The organism is Bradyrhizobium sp. AS23.2 (assembly GCF_001908185.1).
Taxonomy (GTDB): Bacteria; Pseudomonadota; Alphaproteobacteria; order Rhizobiales; family Xanthobacteraceae; genus Bradyrhizobium.
On the sequence record NZ_LGHM01000094.1, the window covers coordinates 27,238 to 43,024 of the forward strand.

Genomic DNA, 15,787 nt, shown 5'->3' on the forward strand with positions numbered 1-15,787 from the left:
ACTCCCGCGCGACGGCCGCATGTCGGCATTCGAAAGCAATAGAAGGAGTGTATCATGCTCTTCAAGCTGCTGTCGTTATGCTCCGGTGTTGCTGTTGTTGCGGCCTCTCTGGCGCTGGCATCGGCGCAGCCTGTCGGCTGGCCTAGCCACCATTTTGCACTCTCCGGGGCCCGAGCGACGACCCCGGTTTCCGAGCGGCTACCCAATTTCAACATCGAAGGCTTGTGCAAAGCGACCGCGGCCGATGACGCCGCGATGGGCCTGTCGTTGCCGCAGCCCGTGGAAAACTGCGTGCGCGATGAGACAGCCGCGAAACAACAGCTTGCAGCCATATGGGAACAAAATGCCGGCCCCAAGAGAGACAGCTGCGAAGCGGAAGCAGCGATAGGCATAAGCGATAGTCAAAGCTATGTTGACCTCCTGTCCTGCATGCAAATGGCAGGCATTGCTGGGGCTGGCGCGACAACGACGACCTTGAGAGGCGGTAGCAAGACACGAAACAAAAAGTAGTTGTGGCTGCGCGACGAACCTAGCCGTTGTTGGGCTGGTCGTGGCGTCACATCAAGCAACCGCCCTTGATATTGATGCGACAGCGACGTCGCCGTGAAACTCCGACGAGCCATGCGTGCGGCAACAAGCGGGGGGGCGGCAGTGGTTAATGCAATCGCAAAGTCGAGTGCAGTCGCGCCGGCAGGGTCGTTCACGACGCCGCCTTGGCGCCGCTTGCTCATAACATGCCTTATCGCGTTCCTTGGCCCGTTTATTATTGCGCTTCCGCAGGTGTCTCCGGCACGCGCGCTCGACAAGGTCTCGCTCCAGCTCAAGTGGAAGCATCAGTTCCAATTCGCCGGCTACTATGCCGCCGTCGAGAAAGGGTACTACCGCGAGCAGGGCCTTGAGGTCGAAATTCGCGAAGGCGGTCCGACGATCGATGCCGGCGCCACCGTGGCGGCCGGCGGCGCCGACTTCGGTGTCTGCACGACCGGCGCTCTGCTGGACAGTAACAAGCGGGCCAACGCGGTCGTGCTCGCCGTGATTTTCCAGCATACCGCCGCCATCATCCTCGCGCCCTACCGCGCCGGCATCCGCACAGTCTCCGAATTGAAGGGGCATCGCCTGATGGATCGGCCGGGGAACGACGACCTCGTGGCGATGCTGAAGTACGAGGGGGTCGATTATGCGAGCCTGCCCCGCGTCGATCACGACGGCAATCCGCGCGATCTGCTGAACGGCAATGCGGACGCGATGGTGGCCTACAGCACCAACGAGCCTTATGCGCTCGATAAGCTTGGTACACCCTATCTGGTCTTCTCGCCGCGTGCCTCCGGATTGGACTTCTATGGCGATAACCTCTGCACGTCGAGGCAGCAGGTGGCGGCGCGTCCGGAGCGGGTGCGCGCGTTTCGCGCTGCCAGCCTGAAGGGCTGGCAGTATGCGCTCGCGCACAAGGAGGAGATCGTCGACCTCATCCGGCGGCGCTACGCCGAACAGAAGACTGGCGAGGCCCTGCTGTTCGAGGCCAAGCAGACCGAGCTGTTCGTCGAGCCCAACCTGATTCCGATCGGCAGTCAGAGCACGGAACGCTGGAAGGACATCGCCAACGCCTATGTCAAGCTGGGCATGTTGAGTGAGGCAGAGCTGCCTGCGGGGATGATCTATCTGCCGGACGACGCAGGTTTGCTGAACGGGTTGGCGTTCGCGCCACTGGCGTGGGCCGTGCTGGCGCTCCTTGTCCTGTGTGGACTTGGATGGTTGCTGTACCGTCGGCGCGGGCGCGCGTTAGGCCCGCTGGGGCTGAACACGGTGATGTCGGGCCTCTTCGTTCTGCTCAGCATTCCCGTTTTGGTTTTCATTCTCCTGTATAACTATCACCAGAACGCCGCCGCGATCAGGGCAACCCTGAAGGACGAGGTCTCGAAGACCAAACAGGTCAGCATCGAGGAAGCAGAGAACCTGATAAATCCGGTCGTGTCTACGCTCGCGCAGCTTGCGTCGATCGCTGCCCAAGACCCCGACGCCTTCAAAAGGGAGGAGAGCCGGGACCTGCTCTACCACGCACTCACCTCGGCAAGGCAGATCGACGCGGCGTATGTTAGCTTTGAAGACGGCTTCCATCGCGTCGTGACCCGGATGGATGACGACCGCAGGCGCTCCGATCCCAAGATTCCGTCGTCCGCTAACTGGCATACCAGCTACATCGACAGCTTTGCGGGCAACCTCCGGCGGGTGCGCCATCGCACGTTTTTCGATACCTGGCCGCACGTGGTGGGGAGCTATGACGTCCCGACGGTCGAGGATATCAGGACCCTGCGGGGGTACCAGGCGGCAAAAGTCGCGCGCACCCTCATCATCGAGCAACCGGCGCTCAATCCGGATACCGGATATCCGGTCATTTTCGTTAGATATCCGATTATCAGGAACGGCGCATTCATCGGCTGCGCCTCCGCCAACATCACGCTCGACATCATATCGCGGTTTCTCACCAGCCATCGCGCCAGCCCCCGCAGCACGACACTCATTGCCAATCCGAATAACGGCATGATCATCGCGTTTCCCGATCAGAAGAAGGGGGTCCACATCCTCAATGGTCACCTGGAAATCGCGAAGCTGGATGACATCGCGGACGACAATGTGCGGGAAGCTTATCGGTTGCAGAGCGCGACCAATCGCGACGACTTCTTCTTTCGCTCTCCGCAGAACGGCGAAGAGGTCAGCGCGTCGTTCGCGCGGTTTCCAGGCAGCTTCGGGCAGCCCTGGCAGTTCGTCATCCTGACGCCGACCAGCGACTTTGTCGGCAACCTTGAGCGAACCAACCGACAAATGATTTTTCTGATCGCAGCGCTGACCGGCATCGAGCTCATGCTGATCTATTTCTTTTCGAGGCGGCTCTCGCGTCCAATCGAAGGGATCTCGCGGGGATTGAGGTCGATCGAGGATCTGTCCTTCACACATGCCGTGCCGGCGACGTCGAACATCACGGAGATCAAGGACCTGCAGACCGCGGTCAGGCTGTTCGAGACCTCGCTGCGATCTTTTTCCTCGTTCGTGCCTCTCGATGTGGTCCGGGAGCTGATCAAGACCGGCATTCCGCTGACGCTCGGCGTCGAACAACGCTTCATGACTATATTGTTTGCCGATCTGAAGGACTTCTCCACCCTCGCCGAGCATATGGCGCCCAACGATCTGCTCAGTCAGCTGTCCGTCTATTTCGAAGCGGTGTCGCAGGCAATCGCGGAGGAGCACGGCACCGTCGACAAGTTCATCGGCGACGGGATCATGGCATTCTGGGGTGCGCCCGCTCGCCGGCCAGACCACGCGCTTCGCGCCTGCCGCGGCGCTTTGCGTGCAACACGGCGCATGCGCGAGATCAACGAGGCGTGGAACGCAGCGGGACGACCGCCGCTTACGCTTCGGATCGGCCTGCATTGCGCGGACGTCCTGGTCGGCAACGTGGGTTCGAGTGAGCGACTGAGCTACACGGTAATGGGCGACGGTGTGAACGTCGCAGCCCGCCTTGAGGGCATCAACAAGAATTTCGGCACGACGATCTGCATCAGCGACAGCATATCGGAAGCCGCAGGCGGAGATATCGTGGCCCGACCGATCAAAACGGTGCAGGTCAAAGGTCGCAAGCACGAGTTCATGGTCTATGAACTATTGGGAATCAGGAACACCGACGATCCGCAACTGGCTCCGCCGGACGGCTTCGAAAGACTCTGTGAGATGACGCGAGTGGCATCGAGCTATTTCGAGCAGCGCGACTTCGATGAAGCGGCACGGCGCTACGAGGAAATGTTAATCGCATTTCCCCTGGACCCGCTGGCCAAATCGTTGCTCTCCATGTGCCGCGCGGCGGCGACTGCATAGGATAGGGTGTAGCAAGGGCAGGGATCGGATGTAGGTCCGCTCAGGTCTATTGCGGCGGTGTAGCCAACTGTGGACTAGTGTCAGGTCTACTGCCGGGTGATGCGCAACGGCTTCACTGTAAGCTGCAACCCCGCCGATCAACGCCGCACAAGCGCGTGACCCGCCCAAGAAGTCACCTCGATTTGATGTTTCGCGCGAGCGAAATGCGGGAACCACTGCCAGAGGTGGTAATTAGCCGTCATCTCAAACGCAGGGAGCAAGCCATGACAAACCTAAAGCTTGTTGGTGCAGCCGTAATTGCGGCATCTGCTCTGTCGAGTCCTGCACTGGCGCAGGCGGTCATCTCCAATCCGGCCGCCTGCGAAACCGAGTTCGCCAGTGCCAACTGCGAGAATATCGGAGCCGGGAGTCCCCTCGATCCCCGCGCCACGGGTTCTTATCATCGGCGAACGGCCTATCGCCAGCCGGCCTACGTTGCCGCGGGCGTGACGGGCGCTGCCCTCGGCACAGCCGCGGCCGTTGCGGCCACGCCGTTTAACGTCGCGACCGCGCCCTACCGTGGCTGGCGCAATGCCTACGGCGCGTACGGCATGTACGGCCAACCCGCTATGTACGGCGGCGGCATGTACGGTGAAAACGGCTGGTATGGCGACTGGAACACCTACGCCACACGCAACGGTATCGTCTGCAGGCCCGGCACCTTGGTCAAGCTTGACGACGGCCGCCAGCATCCCTGCCAATAGGTCATCCGCTCTGCCGCTAAACAGTTCGGGCGGCCCCAAGGGCCGCCCGTCTAATGCCGAACTCTGGTTTGGCGTTTTGCGTCGTCGCCCCTTCGATTTGAGCGAGATGACTGTCCGTTGCTTCACAACAGATAGTTCGTTGGCACAGCTGTGGTGAATTTGAGTTCTTCCATAGAAATGGAAGAGTTGATCTGTGAAAATTCCAGCTTCTCGATCATCGCCTTGTAGACCTGATCATAAGCTGCGACGTCTGGGACGAGCACCTTCAGGATGTAGTCGACCGTCCCTGTGAGCCGATAGGCTTCGACGATCTGCGGGATGCTCTCGATCATCTGGCGGAATTTGACGAGCCACGCCATTTCGTGCCGCGGCGCGGTGACCGAGATAAATACCGTCATGGGCACGCCGGCCCTTTTGGGATCGACAAGCGTCACGCGTTTGCGAATGACGCCGGCCTCCTCCATCCGTCGGATGCGGCGCCAGCAAGGCGTTTGCGAAAGTCCAACTTCCTCCGCGATCTCGCCGACCGGACGGTCGCGTTGCTGAAGCAGGTCGAGAATCTTCCGATCGGTCTCATCGAAGCTTGTCGTCATATCTGGATAAACTCCGTCAGAGTGCCGCCGGAATCGGCGGGGGAGACGAAAACGCTTTTCCCGCACTTGCTCTTCACGAAGCCGATCGATTTTGATTGCAGGTGCGCCTGCGTCGCTGCGATGTCAGCAACTGCGATCTGAAGCGCTGCAAAATCTCCGCGAAGGATCTTTTCGGGATCCATTCCGGAGTAGTATTCGGTGATAGCGGCAGGCGTCATGCATATGATCGACGCTGATTTTTCGCCGGTCGTCACCGAGAATCCGTTTTCCACTTCTCGGATATTTCCTGCCGCGTATAGGCGGGCATAGGCACGCGCATTCTCTTCCGGTGACGTAGAGGCAACCACAATGCCGCTCAACGCCAGCGCTCCGTTGGCGTGGGTCATCAGTTCGGGGCGCCAGACCATGTCCCGGGTTTTGTGTTCGCACATGAACATTTCGCCCCTGGGCACTTCACGTTGCTCGAAAGTGGTGACGGAAAATGCAGCGGTGCCCGTGCTTCCGTCGGGCAAGGGCAGCGGGCGCGAGAACTCCATGACGTCGCTGGTGGCGATTCCCAGTTCGGCAAGCGAGGCGCGCGCCTCGTGAGCGTCGCCAATCCGGCAGGCGATCGCCGACATGCCTTCTCCGCGCTCGGCGAGCAGTTTTCGCTTTCCGGCATTGCGCGGAGTTTCCGCGATCACCCCGAGCAGTTCGAAGTAGTCGTCGGAAAAGATGATCGTGTAGTTCGCGCTCCCCATGTGAGGGCTGTGCGTTCCGCGCGGTGACAGCGTGAAGCCGAGAGCGGCAATGCGCTTGGCCGCGGCATCCAGGTCGGAAACCAGAAGGACGATGTGATCGACGCCTTTGACGGGATGGGTCATGCAATGCTTCTCGATGAGTGAATCAGGGATTTGCCTCTATTGTATAGTTTATTTGTCCACGTAATAGGGTAATCGTGAGGTACAATTTCTAGTATATGGGCCATAAGTTGGATCGAAAATACAAAAATATTCTATTTTGTAGTTTTTATTGACATTCCATGACGAGTATTGGAACAGTGCCGCGTTCGCAGCGCGGCAGGTGCAGTTTGCGGAATTTCGAGGCTAGGAGGGACGTTATGCGAGGGACGACGGGGCGGCTTTTGCTGCTCGGAGGTGTGCTGTGCGTCGTTGCAGCAGCGGCGCAAGCCGAAGATGTCAAGCGCGGCGGGACCGCGGTCATTCACATGAATGCAGAGCAGGGTGTGTTGAACCCCGCGCTTCGCGCATCGACCGGCGTCTATCAGATCAGCGGCAAGTTCATGGAGCCGCTGATCGACAAGGCCTATGACGGCTATGTGGGCGTCCTCGCCACCGAGTGGTCATCCTCGGCTGACGGCAAGGCGATCACCTTCAAGCTGCGTGAGGGCGTGAAGTGGCACGATGGCAAGCCGTTCACCTGCGATGACGTTGCCTTCACGGCCATGAACCTGTGGAAGAAGCTGCTGAACTATTCCACGACGCTGCAGGCGAATCTGGAAGCGGTTGATTGTCCGACGCCGCATACGGCGGTCTTCAAGTATTCGAAGCCAATGCCGCTTGAGCTGCTCGTGGCGGCGATGCCGGATCTCGGCCATCCGGTGCCGAAGCATCTCTACGAAGGCACCGACATCCTCAAGAATCCCTATAACCAGAAGCCTGTCGGCACCGGGCCGTTCAAGTTCGTCGAATACAAGCGCGGTGAGTACATCATCGGCGAGCGCAACAAGGATTACTGGCGCGGCAAGGAGTATCCTTACCTCGATCGCGTGATCTGGCGTTTCATCCCGGACAAGGCGGCCGCCGCGGCGGCGCTGGAGGCCGGTGAAATGCATGAGTCCGGCTTCAACGGCATCTCCATGGAAGACATGGTGCGCCTGAGCAAGGATCCGCGCTTCGACGTCGGCCCCAAGGGGTTCGAGAACAACGTCGCTCACTCGACGGTCGAGTTCAATCTTCGTAATCCGATCCTCTCCGATCTTCGCGTCCGTCAGGCGATCTACCACGCGCTCGACGCCGACTTCGCGCTGAAGACGATCATGCGCGGCTACGGCAAGCCCGGACGAGGTCCGATTCCAAGTGCGGCGGGGGCCAACTACACCGATGAGGTGCAGACCTATCCCTATAATGTCGAAAAGGCGAAAGCCCTGCTCGACGAGGCCGGCTACAAGCCGGACGCCAAAGGCATCCGCTTCAAACTCAAGCATCGTCCGGCACCATGGGGTGAGTATACCCAGTTGTGGGGCGAGTATTTCGCTCAGGCCATGAAGCAGGTCGGTATCGCCGTCGAACTCGTCACCAACGACGCGCCGGGCTTCCTCAACGGTGTCTATCGCGATCACGATTTCGACACCGCCAGCGGCTGGCACCAGTTTCGGGCCGACCCAGCCGTCTCCACCACCGTCTGGCTTCGCTCGGGCGCTCCGGTTGGGACCGCGTGGTCCAACCAGTTCGGCTACAAGTCCGATAAAATGGATGACCTGATCGACGCTGCGGCGGTCGAGCTCGATCCTGCCAAGCGCGCGAATCTCTATCATCAGGTTCAGAAGCTCGAGATGACGGATCTGCCGGTCATCTTCGCCATCGAGCATCCGTTCCTTGGCATCACCAACAAGAAGCTCAAGAACCACCACAACACGCCGCGCTGGGACTCTTCCAGCTGGTACGACGTGTGGCTTGATCAATAAGCCGACCGGCCAGGGCGTTCGACGCTCTGGCCGCTCTTAACGGAGCATGGCGACATGAGCCTTCTGGTTCCCCCGCTTCTAACCTACACCGTGCGCCGCATGGTTCAGGCGATTCCGATCATCATTCTGATCATGATCGGCAGTTTTCTCCTGATCAAGCTGGCGCCCGGCGATACCGTTGACGCCCTGGTGGGCGACATGGGTGGTGCGGACCCCGCTTTCGTGGCGAGGCTGCGTGCCGAATACGGTCTCGATCAATCGGTCTTTGTTCAGCTGTGGCGCTACATGCTCAAGCTCGTGCAGCTCGATTTCGGCTGGTCCTACGTCTACGAGCAGCCTGTCATCGAAGTCCTGATGTCTCGCCTCGGCAACACGTTGCTCTTGATGGTCAGTTCGCTGGTCGTGGCGTTCACGTTCGGCGTGGCGCTCGGCGCAATTGCCGCCCGGCGCGCCTATTCATGGACCGACAACATGATTTCGACGCTTGGCCTCGTCTTCTACGCCATGCCGTCGTTTTTCCTCAGCTTGCTGTTAATTCTCATTTTCTCCGTGAAGCTCGGGTGGCTTCCGGTCGGTGGCATTCGCACGATCGGCGCATTCAAGACGGGATGGGCAGACGTCGCCGATGTGGCGCGCCATCTGGTGATGCCGACCGCCGCCCTCTCGTTGATCTATCTCGCTTTCTATATGCGCCTGATGCGCACGAGCGTGCTGGAGGTAATGGACCTTGATTTCGTGCGTACCGCCCGCGCCAAGGGCGCGGGTGGCGCGCGGCTTATGTTTCACCATGTCATGCGCAATGCACTGCTGCCGGTGGTGACGCTGCTCGGCCTGCAATTCTCCACCGTCCTTGGCGGCTCGGTCGTTGTTGAAACGATCTTTTCCCTGCCGGGGATAGGGCAGCTTGCCTACACCTCCGTGGTCAAGCGCGATCTCAACACCCTGATGGGGATCATTGCGCTCAGCTCGATCATCGTCGTGATCGTCAACGTGCTGACCGACCTCATCTATGCCTGGCTCGACCCGCGGATCGAACTGAAATGACCCATCCGGACACCAGTGTTGCGTCACGGCCCCTTCCGCCCGCGAGTCCTGCGCCGATCGCTCTCCCAGACATTGGCCTCGCGCAGACGCGCAGCCTCGTGCTCTGGCGTCGCTTTCGACGGAATCGCGCCGCTCTTCTTGGCCTCATTCTGTTCGTTGCCGTCGTGCTGATGGCTGCTCTCGCCGATGTCGTGACGCCCGGCGATCCGCTTCGCATTGCCGGATCGCCGCTGACGGATCCGCTGACTGTCGCCAGCAATCCCTGGGGCACGGACCAGCTCGGCCGCGACATCATGTCGGGCATCTTCCACGGCGCGCGTATTTCGCTGGCCATCGGCGTCGTTGCCACCGTGATCTCGATCGCTATCGGCGTCGTGATCGGCGCGGTTGCGGGCTATTTCGGCGGGCGGATCGATGGTGCGCTGATGCGCGTCACCGAAGCCTTTCAAACCATACCGAGCTTCGTTCTGCTGCTGACGCTCGTCGCCATTTTTGGCTCGAGCATCGAGATTATCGTGATCGCGATCGGCATCGTGTCCTGGACGGCGCCGGCGCGCATGGTGCGCGCCGAGTTCATGTCGCTGCGCAGACGCGAGTTCGTGGATGCGGCACGTAATCTGGGCGTCAGCGACATGTCGATCATCTTTCGCGAGATTCTGCCGAATGCGCTGCCGCCGGTCGTGGTTTTCGCGTCGGTCGTCATGGCGAACTCGATCCTCATGGAAAGCGCGCTTGCCTTTCTCGGGCTCGGCGATCCGAACTACGCGAGTTGGGGCAACATGATCGGCCAGGGGCGCGCAGTGCTGCGCACGGCCTGGTTTTGCTCGGTCATTCCGGGCATCGCAATTCTTCTCACGGTTCTCTCTTTCAGCCTGATGGGCGAAGGTCTGAACGATGCACTCAATCCGAGGCAGAAAAGATGACCCGCGAGCGTAAGACCATTCTTGATGTTCGCGACCTCCAGATTACGTTGCCGGCGGGGGGGCGACCGTCCCCATGCCCTGTGGGATTTCAACCTGACCGTCGGCGAGGGCGAGATCGTTTGCCTCGTCGGGGAAAGCGGCTCCGGAAAGTCTCTGGCTGCCAATGCGGTGATGCGACTTCTCCCTGAGCCCCATGTTCGTGTCTCGCAGGGAGCAATCAATCTTGACGGGCAGGATCTGCTTTCTTTGTCCGAGACTGAGATGCGCTCTATCCGCGGCGATCGGATGGCGATGATCTTTCAGGAGCCCATGACGGCGCTCAATCCGCAGAAGACGGTGGGCTGGCAGATCGACGAGGTGTTGCGGCTGCACACCAATCTGAACAAGGCTGGACGCAAGGCGCGCGCGCTGGAAATCCTGGGCGATGTGCATATCCCGGCTCCCGCGTCGACCTACAATGCCTACCCGCATCAGATTTCCGGCGGCCAGCGCCAGCGTGTCATGATCGCGATGGCGCTGGTGCTCAAGCCGCGGCTGATTATCGCCGATGAGCCGACAACGGCGCTCGATGTCACCACGCAGAAGCAGATTCTGAAGCTCATCAAGGATCTGCAGCAGGCGCAGGGAACCGGCATTTTGTTCATTACCCACGACTTCGGCGTGGTGGCGGAAATCGCTGACCGCATCGCGGTTCTTCGCCTCGGAGAACTGGTGGAACAAGGGCCGGCCGCGCAGATTCTTCGGAGCCCGCAACATTCGTATACGCGCAAGCTCATCGCCGCGGTGCCGGCGTTGACGCCGCCTCCGGAGAAGCCCGCATCGAGCGAACCGCTGGTTCTCGAAGCGCGCGGCCTGCGCAAGACATTTGCGGCGCGCGGCGGCTTCCTGTCCGGCAAGCGCAATCCGGTGATCGCTGTGAAGGATCTTTCCTTCCAGCTTCGCCGTGGCGAAACGTTGGGTGTCGTCGGCGAAAGCGGCTCCGGTAAGACGACGGTTTCGCGCATCGTCACGCGGCTTCTGGAATCAGACAGCGGCGAAGTCCGCATCGATGGGCGCGATCTTATTTCGGCTTCGAAAACCGAGTTGCGGGCGTTGCGAAAAGACATCCAGATGGTGTTCCAGGACCCGATGGCTTCGCTCAATCCGCGGCGGCGTGTGGTGGAGTTGATCGCGCAGGGGCCCATTGTTCAAGGCGTTGCGAAGGATGTGGCTCACGCGCGGGCGCGCGAACTGCTTTCGTTGGTCGAGCTGCCGCCGGCGGCGGCCGAGCGCTATCCACACGAGTTCTCGGGCGGTCAACGTCAGCGCATCGGCATTGCCCGCGCATTGGCGATGGAGCCGCGCGTAATCGTCGCCGACGAGCCGGTCTCCGCTCTCGATGTGTCGGTGCAGGCGCAGGTTCTGAAGCTTCTCGCCGATCTTCGCGATCGTTTGCACTTGTCGCTTCTTTTCGTCACTCATGACCTGCGGGTCGCCGCCCAGCTCTGCGACAAGGTGATCGTCATGTCGAAGGGCGAGATCGTGGAAGCCGGCCCGACCGCGCGGGTCTTCGCCAATCCGGAGCACCCCTACACCCGCTCGTTGCTCGATTCCATTCCGGGCCGTGACTGGGAACCGCCTGTTTGCAACGTGGCGTGACGGACAGCGCACGCTCAAGGATCTGAACACGGATGACAAAGACAACTTCAACCGCCGTTTTCCCCAAGTCGATCTGGGCCGAGACGGCGCCATCCCGCACGCCGACTCAACCGCTCAAGGGTGCGGTGGACGCCGACACCGTGATCGTGGGCGGCGGGCTCAGCGGCCTGTCTGCGGCCCTTCACCTCGCGCGGCGGGGACAGAAAGTTGTGCTGCTGGAAGCGATGGCGGTGGGCTGGGGTGCCTCCGGGCGTAACAATGGACAGGTCATTCCGACCCTGACCTCCGCCGAGCCGGACGCCATCGTCAAGCGCTATGGCGATGCGGGCGAGCGCTTCGTCCGGCTGATCGGCAATAGCGCGAGCGTGTTGTTCGACCTCGTTCGCGAAGAGGGCATGGCAGCCGAGGCGGAGCAGGCTGGCTGGTTTCAACCGGCGCATTCGCCGGGAAGAGTACGTCTTTCGAGAATGCGCGTTGAAGCGTGGAATCGCTTTGGTTTTCCGGCGCGCCTGCTCGACCGGGATGAATCCCGCGCGCTGCTCGGCTCGGATTTCTGGTATGGCGGAATGTTCAATCCGACCGGTGGTCATGTCAATCCGCTGGCGCTGGCCCGCGGATTTGCAGCGGCTGCGGAAAAGCATGGTGCCATCATCCACGAAGGAAGCCCGGCGACGGGCTGGCAGCGCGGCGCAGCCGGCTGGGTCGTTACGACGGCTGCAGGATCGGTGAAGGCAAAGAACCTTCTGCTCTGCACCAATGCGTACACCGGCGAGATCATTCCGGGTCTCGCCAGCCGTCTGGCTCGTACGATCGTGCCGGTGCTCGCCTGGCAGGTCGCGACTGCGCCGCTCTCGGACAATCTTCGCGGCATGATTCTGCCTGGCAGGCAGGCCGTCTCCGACACGCGCGGCGATCTCAGATTCTTCCGCTACGATGCGCGCAATCGGTTGATCACCGGCGGCAACGTCATCGGGCCGCATGATGTCGGCCGCCGTGTTGCGCAGAAGGCCGCGCAGAGCTTGGCGGATGCCTTCCCGGAGCTTGGGGTGCCTCAGATGACGCACACCTGGAGCGGCTATATCGGAATGACCTGGGATCGCTTCCCGCGCGTTCACAATCTCGGCCCCGATGGCTGGGCATGGATCGGCTGCAATGGCCGCGGCGTTGCGCTTGGTGTCTCGCTTGGCCGGGAAATGGCGCGCGCCGTTTCAGGCGACGCGATCTCGACGCTCGCATTGCCGGTTTCCGAACCGCATCCGCTGCCCTTCCACAGCATTGCCCGGCGTATTGCCCCGACCTATCTGGCCTGGCTGCGCCGCAAAGACAAAATTGAAATGAAAGCCTGAACGGATGGATCAACCGATGAAAGACATGCCTATCCTCGAGCGTCGGCGCATCGAGGCGCAAATCCTCAAGCACGTTCACGAAGTGATCGAGGCGCGATCCGGGACCGAGGAAGCCGATGCCGTGATCGGCACGGCCGTCAGCCGGTCGGCCATCGATCAGGGACGGGAGCTCGCGACTGCCTTGGGACACACGCCCGATCTGCAGGATTTCGCGGATATCATGCCGGCGTGGACGAAAGAGGATGCCCTGCGGGTCGAGATGGTAGAGGCGACCTCAGAGAAACTCGAATTCAACATCGTGCGGTGCCGTTACGCCGAGATGTATCGGGAGATGGGCCTTGGCCGCATCGGTCATCTGCTCTCGTGCAATCGCGATGGTGATTTCTGCATTGGTTACAATCCGAAGATGAAGCTGACGCGCACGCAAACAATCATGAGCGGAGCGAGTCATTGCGACTTCCGCTACCGCCTCGAGCCGGACGCCGACACGACCGGCAATTCGCAGTGAACGGAGACTAAGGAAAATGCCCGTCGACAATTGGGTGTCTGGGTGCCTGGACGAACTGGTTGCCTTTCGTCGCGATCTTCACAGCAATCCGGAGCTTTTGTACGATCTGCCGCGGACGTCGGCGCAGGTTGCGATTGCGTTACGCAACGCCGGCTGCGATGAAGTCGTCGAAGGCATCGGCAGGACCGGCGTCGTCGCCGTCATTCGTGGCAAGAGCAACATTTCGGGTCGGGCAATCGGCCTGCGATCCGACATGGATGCCCTTCCGATTCACGAAACGACCGGAAAACCCTGGGCCTCGCAAACGCCCGGAAAGATGCATGCCTGCGGCCATGACGGCCACACCACCATGTTGCTCGGCGCAGCCATGGGGCTTGCGCAGAACCGCAATTTCGACGGCACGGCCATCCTGATTTTCCAACCTGCCGAGGAAGGCGGCGCCGGTGCGCGCGCCATGATCGAGGACGGCTTGTTCCGTCGCTGGCCGGTCAACGAGGTTTACGGCATGCACAACAAGCCGAACCTGCCGATCGGAGAGTTCACGATCGCTCCGGGGCCTATCATGGGTTCGGTCGATATGATCGAGATCGAAATCGAGGGCGTCGGCGGTCATGCCGCATTGCCTCATCAGACGGTCGATCCTGCTCCGGTGATAGCGGCTGTCATTCAGGCGATCCAGACCATCACCGCGCGTACCATCAACCCCATGGACTCCGCCGTGATTTCGATCACGACGATTCACGGGGGCGACGCATTCAACGTGATCCCACAGACCGTGCGCATGACCGGAACGGTCCGGACGCTCAAGGATTCCGTTCGTGATCATGTCGAAGCGCGCCTCAACCAGGCGATCGCCGGCATTGCCGCGGCCTACGGAGCCAAGGGGAAGCTGGACTATTCACGTCATTATCCGGTGACGGTCAATCACGCGCAGGAAACGGAACTGGCCGCGGTTGCCGCCGAAGCCGTGGCCGGCATCGGACGCGTGAGCCGCGATATGCCGGCTACGCTTGGCGGGGAGGATTTCGCCTTCATGCTCAATGAAGTTCCGGGAGCGATGATCAATATCGGCAACGGACCAAGCGCCGGCCTGCATCATCCATCCTATGACTTCAACGACGAAGCGATTGCCTGGGGTTGTTCCTATTGGTGCGAACTGGTGCGGCAGCGTCTACCGCTCTGAACCGGTCGAAAACGAGTGAGGGGCCGCCGATCGGTTCGGTGGCGGAGACTATTGATGATGCAACAGTCAACTGCGACGATGAAGGCTGGCGTTTGCCCGGCGCCGGCCGCTCTTCCAGATTGTGCTGAGCGGGAATGGACGCGAAACGCCATCGCCCGCCTGAAGGATGATGGCCGTCGTTCGGCTGATACACACCTGCTCAAACCGCTGTTTCCCGGCATGAAGGGAGTTTCGGTCTATCTCAAGGACGAAAGCACCCATCCGACCGGCAGCCTGAAACACCGTTTGGCGCGTTCGCTTTTCCTCTACGGCATTTGCAACGGCAAGATTCGTCAGAACACGACGCTCGTCGAGGCATCCTCGGGATCCACGGCGGTCAGCGAAGCCTATTTCGCGCAGCTTCTTGGTCTGCCCTTTGTTGCGGTCATGCCGCGCTCGACCAGCCGGCAGAAGATCGCGGCAATCCAGAGCTTCGGGGGCCAATGCCATTTTGTCGACCGGGCAAGCGACGTCTACGACGTGGCCATTCGTGCTGCCAACGAGACCGGTGGGTACTACCTCGATCAGTTTACGAATGCCGAGCGGGCGACGGATTGGCGCGGCAACAACAATATCGCGGAGAGCATCTTCCACCAGATGGAAGGAGAGGAGTTTCCCATTCCGGAGTGGTTGGTGATGAGCGCCGGAACGGGCGGCACATCCGCAACGCTGGGACGCTATATTCGCTACAGAAACCTCGAGACACGGCTTTGCGTAGTCGACGTGGAAAACTCCGCGTTTTACGATGCCTGGCGCACGGGCGATCTGCAGGTGACTGCTCCGGGGTCGCGCATTGAGGGAATTGGCCGGCCGCGTGTCGAGCCGTCCTTCGTGCCCGGTGTGATTGACCACATGATCCAGGTGCCGGATGCCGCCTCGATCGCTGCGGCACACGTTCTGTCCGAACGACTATTCCGACAGATCGGCGGTTCGACCGGAACGAACTTCTTCGGCCTCTGCTGGATTGCGGCCAACATGATGCAGGCCGGGCGCCGGGGTTCTGTTGTCACACTCATCTGCGACGGCGGCCATCGCTACTCCGAAACTTTCTACAACCCGGCCTGGCTGCGGGAAAACGGCATCGATATTGATCCTTATCGTCGCATGCTCGACCGTTTCCTTGACCATGGCGAGTTCCTGCCACCAGCTTGATGGCGCAACTGAGCCACTCGGCTCTGTGCCGCCGGCTGATATCGATCTTCAAAAAAAAAAAAGAG

The 15,787-nt window shown here is 60.8% G+C and carries 13 protein-coding genes; 11 read left to right on the forward strand and 2 right to left on the reverse strand.

Annotated features, from left to right (window positions below; all coding sequences use genetic code 11):
- Positions 1–54 precede the first annotated feature (54 nt).
- From AC630_RS20630 to AC630_RS20640, 3 genes are all read left to right on the forward strand, one after another.
- Positions 55–510, forward strand: a complete 456-nt coding sequence (locus AC630_RS20630; protein ID WP_245330467.1) for a hypothetical protein — start codon at positions 55–57, stop codon at positions 508–510.
- A gap of 111 nt (positions 511–621) precedes the next feature.
- A complete protein-coding gene (locus tag AC630_RS20635; protein WP_083636332.1) occupies positions 622–3,867 on the forward strand; it encodes an ABC transporter substrate-binding protein in 3,246 nt (1,081 codons plus the stop codon).
- A gap of 263 nt (positions 3,868–4,130) precedes the next feature.
- Positions 4,131–4,610 (forward strand): hypothetical protein, encoded by a 480-nt coding sequence (locus AC630_RS20640; protein WP_074120306.1) that lies wholly within the window; start codon positions 4,131–4,133, stop codon positions 4,608–4,610.
- A gap of 122 nt (positions 4,611–4,732) precedes the next feature.
- Here AC630_RS20640 and AC630_RS20645 read toward each other — a convergent pair whose 3' ends face one another.
- Both AC630_RS20645 and AC630_RS20650 read right to left on the reverse strand, forming a co-directional pair.
- A complete protein-coding gene (locus AC630_RS20645) occupies positions 4,733–5,203 on the reverse strand; it encodes an Lrp/AsnC family transcriptional regulator (RefSeq protein ID WP_074120307.1) in 471 nt (156 codons plus the stop codon).
- The gene (locus AC630_RS20650; RefSeq protein ID WP_074120308.1) at positions 5,200–6,066 is read right to left on the reverse strand and encodes a VOC family protein; all 867 of its coding nucleotides are present in this window, start codon (positions 6,064–6,066) and stop codon (positions 5,200–5,202) included. The genes AC630_RS20645 and AC630_RS20650 overlap by 4 nt, the downstream gene beginning before the upstream one ends.
- Positions 6,067–6,302: 236 nt before the next feature.
- Between AC630_RS20650 and AC630_RS20655 the strand changes: the two genes are divergently transcribed.
- From AC630_RS20655 to AC630_RS20690, 8 genes are read left to right on the forward strand one after another with little or no spacing between them, the layout of a single operon-like run.
- Positions 6,303–7,889: an ABC transporter substrate-binding protein gene (locus AC630_RS20655; protein ID WP_074120309.1), complete on the forward strand. Its 1,587-nt coding sequence runs from the start codon at positions 6,303–6,305 to the stop codon at positions 7,887–7,889.
- Between the two features lie 54 nt (positions 7,890–7,943).
- On the forward strand, positions 7,944–8,933 hold the full coding sequence (locus tag AC630_RS20660; RefSeq protein WP_074120310.1) for an ABC transporter permease: 990 nt from the start codon (positions 7,944–7,946) through the stop codon (positions 8,931–8,933).
- Positions 8,930–9,856 (forward strand): ABC transporter permease, encoded by a 927-nt coding sequence (locus AC630_RS20665; RefSeq protein ID WP_083636333.1) that lies wholly within the window; start codon positions 8,930–8,932, stop codon positions 9,854–9,856. Before AC630_RS20660 ends, AC630_RS20665 begins: the two co-directional genes overlap by 4 nt.
- Before the next feature lie 24 nt (positions 9,857–9,880).
- Complete coding sequence (locus AC630_RS20670; protein ID WP_074120311.1) at positions 9,881–11,494, forward strand: ABC transporter ATP-binding protein; 1,614 nt, start codon at positions 9,881–9,883, stop codon at positions 11,492–11,494.
- Positions 11,495–11,526: 32 nt separating this feature from the next.
- Entirely contained in the window at positions 11,527–12,840 is a 1,314-nt protein-coding gene (locus AC630_RS20675) for an NAD(P)/FAD-dependent oxidoreductase (protein ID WP_074120312.1), read from the forward strand.
- A gap of 16 nt (positions 12,841–12,856) precedes the next feature.
- Positions 12,857–13,348, forward strand: a complete 492-nt coding sequence (locus AC630_RS20680) for an L-2-amino-thiazoline-4-carboxylic acid hydrolase (RefSeq protein ID WP_074120320.1) — start codon at positions 12,857–12,859, stop codon at positions 13,346–13,348.
- A gap of 16 nt (positions 13,349–13,364) precedes the next feature.
- Positions 13,365–14,531, forward strand: a complete 1,167-nt coding sequence (locus AC630_RS20685; RefSeq protein ID WP_074120313.1) for a M20 aminoacylase family protein — start codon at positions 13,365–13,367, stop codon at positions 14,529–14,531.
- Between the two features lie 57 nt (positions 14,532–14,588).
- Positions 14,589–15,722, forward strand: coding sequence for a PLP-dependent cysteine synthase family protein (locus AC630_RS20690; RefSeq protein ID WP_083636336.1), 1,134 nt, complete (start codon positions 14,589–14,591; stop codon positions 15,720–15,722).
- Positions 15,723–15,787 lie beyond the last annotated feature (65 nt).

What these genes read in the sequence shown, in the direction of transcription:
- AC630_RS20675 (WP_074120312.1), top strand. Translation starts at nt 11,527, where the DNA reads ATGACAAAGACAACTTCAACCGCCGTTTTCCCCAAGTCGATCTGGGCC.
- AC630_RS20640 (WP_074120306.1), top strand. Translation starts at nt 4,131, where the DNA reads ATGACAAACCTAAAGCTTGTTGGTGCAGCCGTAATTGCGGCATCTGCT.
- AC630_RS20690 (WP_083636336.1), top strand. Translation starts at nt 14,589, where the DNA reads ATGCAACAGTCAACTGCGACGATGAAGGCTGGCGTTTGCCCGGCGCCG.
- AC630_RS20665 (WP_083636333.1), top strand. Translation starts at nt 8,930, where the DNA reads ATGACCCATCCGGACACCAGTGTTGCGTCACGGCCCCTTCCGCCCGCG.
- AC630_RS20645 (WP_074120307.1), bottom strand. Translation starts at nt 5,203, where the DNA reads ATGACGACAAGCTTCGATGAGACCGATCGGAAGATTCTCGACCTGCTT.
- AC630_RS20630 (WP_245330467.1), top strand. Translation starts at nt 55, where the DNA reads ATGCTCTTCAAGCTGCTGTCGTTATGCTCCGGTGTTGCTGTTGTTGCG.
- AC630_RS20660 (WP_074120310.1), top strand. Translation starts at nt 7,944, where the DNA reads ATGAGCCTTCTGGTTCCCCCGCTTCTAACCTACACCGTGCGCCGCATG.
- AC630_RS20635 (WP_083636332.1), top strand. Translation starts at nt 622, where the DNA reads ATGCGTGCGGCAACAAGCGGGGGGGCGGCAGTGGTTAATGCAATCGCA.
- AC630_RS20680 (WP_074120320.1), top strand. Translation starts at nt 12,857, where the DNA reads ATGAAAGACATGCCTATCCTCGAGCGTCGGCGCATCGAGGCGCAAATC.
- AC630_RS20670 (WP_074120311.1), top strand. Translation starts at nt 9,881, where the DNA reads ATGTTCGCGACCTCCAGATTACGTTGCCGGCGGGGGGGCGACCGTCCC.
- AC630_RS20685 (WP_074120313.1), top strand. Translation starts at nt 13,365, where the DNA reads ATGCCCGTCGACAATTGGGTGTCTGGGTGCCTGGACGAACTGGTTGCC.
- AC630_RS20650 (WP_074120308.1), bottom strand. Translation starts at nt 6,066, where the DNA reads ATGACCCATCCCGTCAAAGGCGTCGATCACATCGTCCTTCTGGTTTCC.
- AC630_RS20655 (WP_074120309.1), top strand. Translation starts at nt 6,303, where the DNA reads ATGCGAGGGACGACGGGGCGGCTTTTGCTGCTCGGAGGTGTGCTGTGC.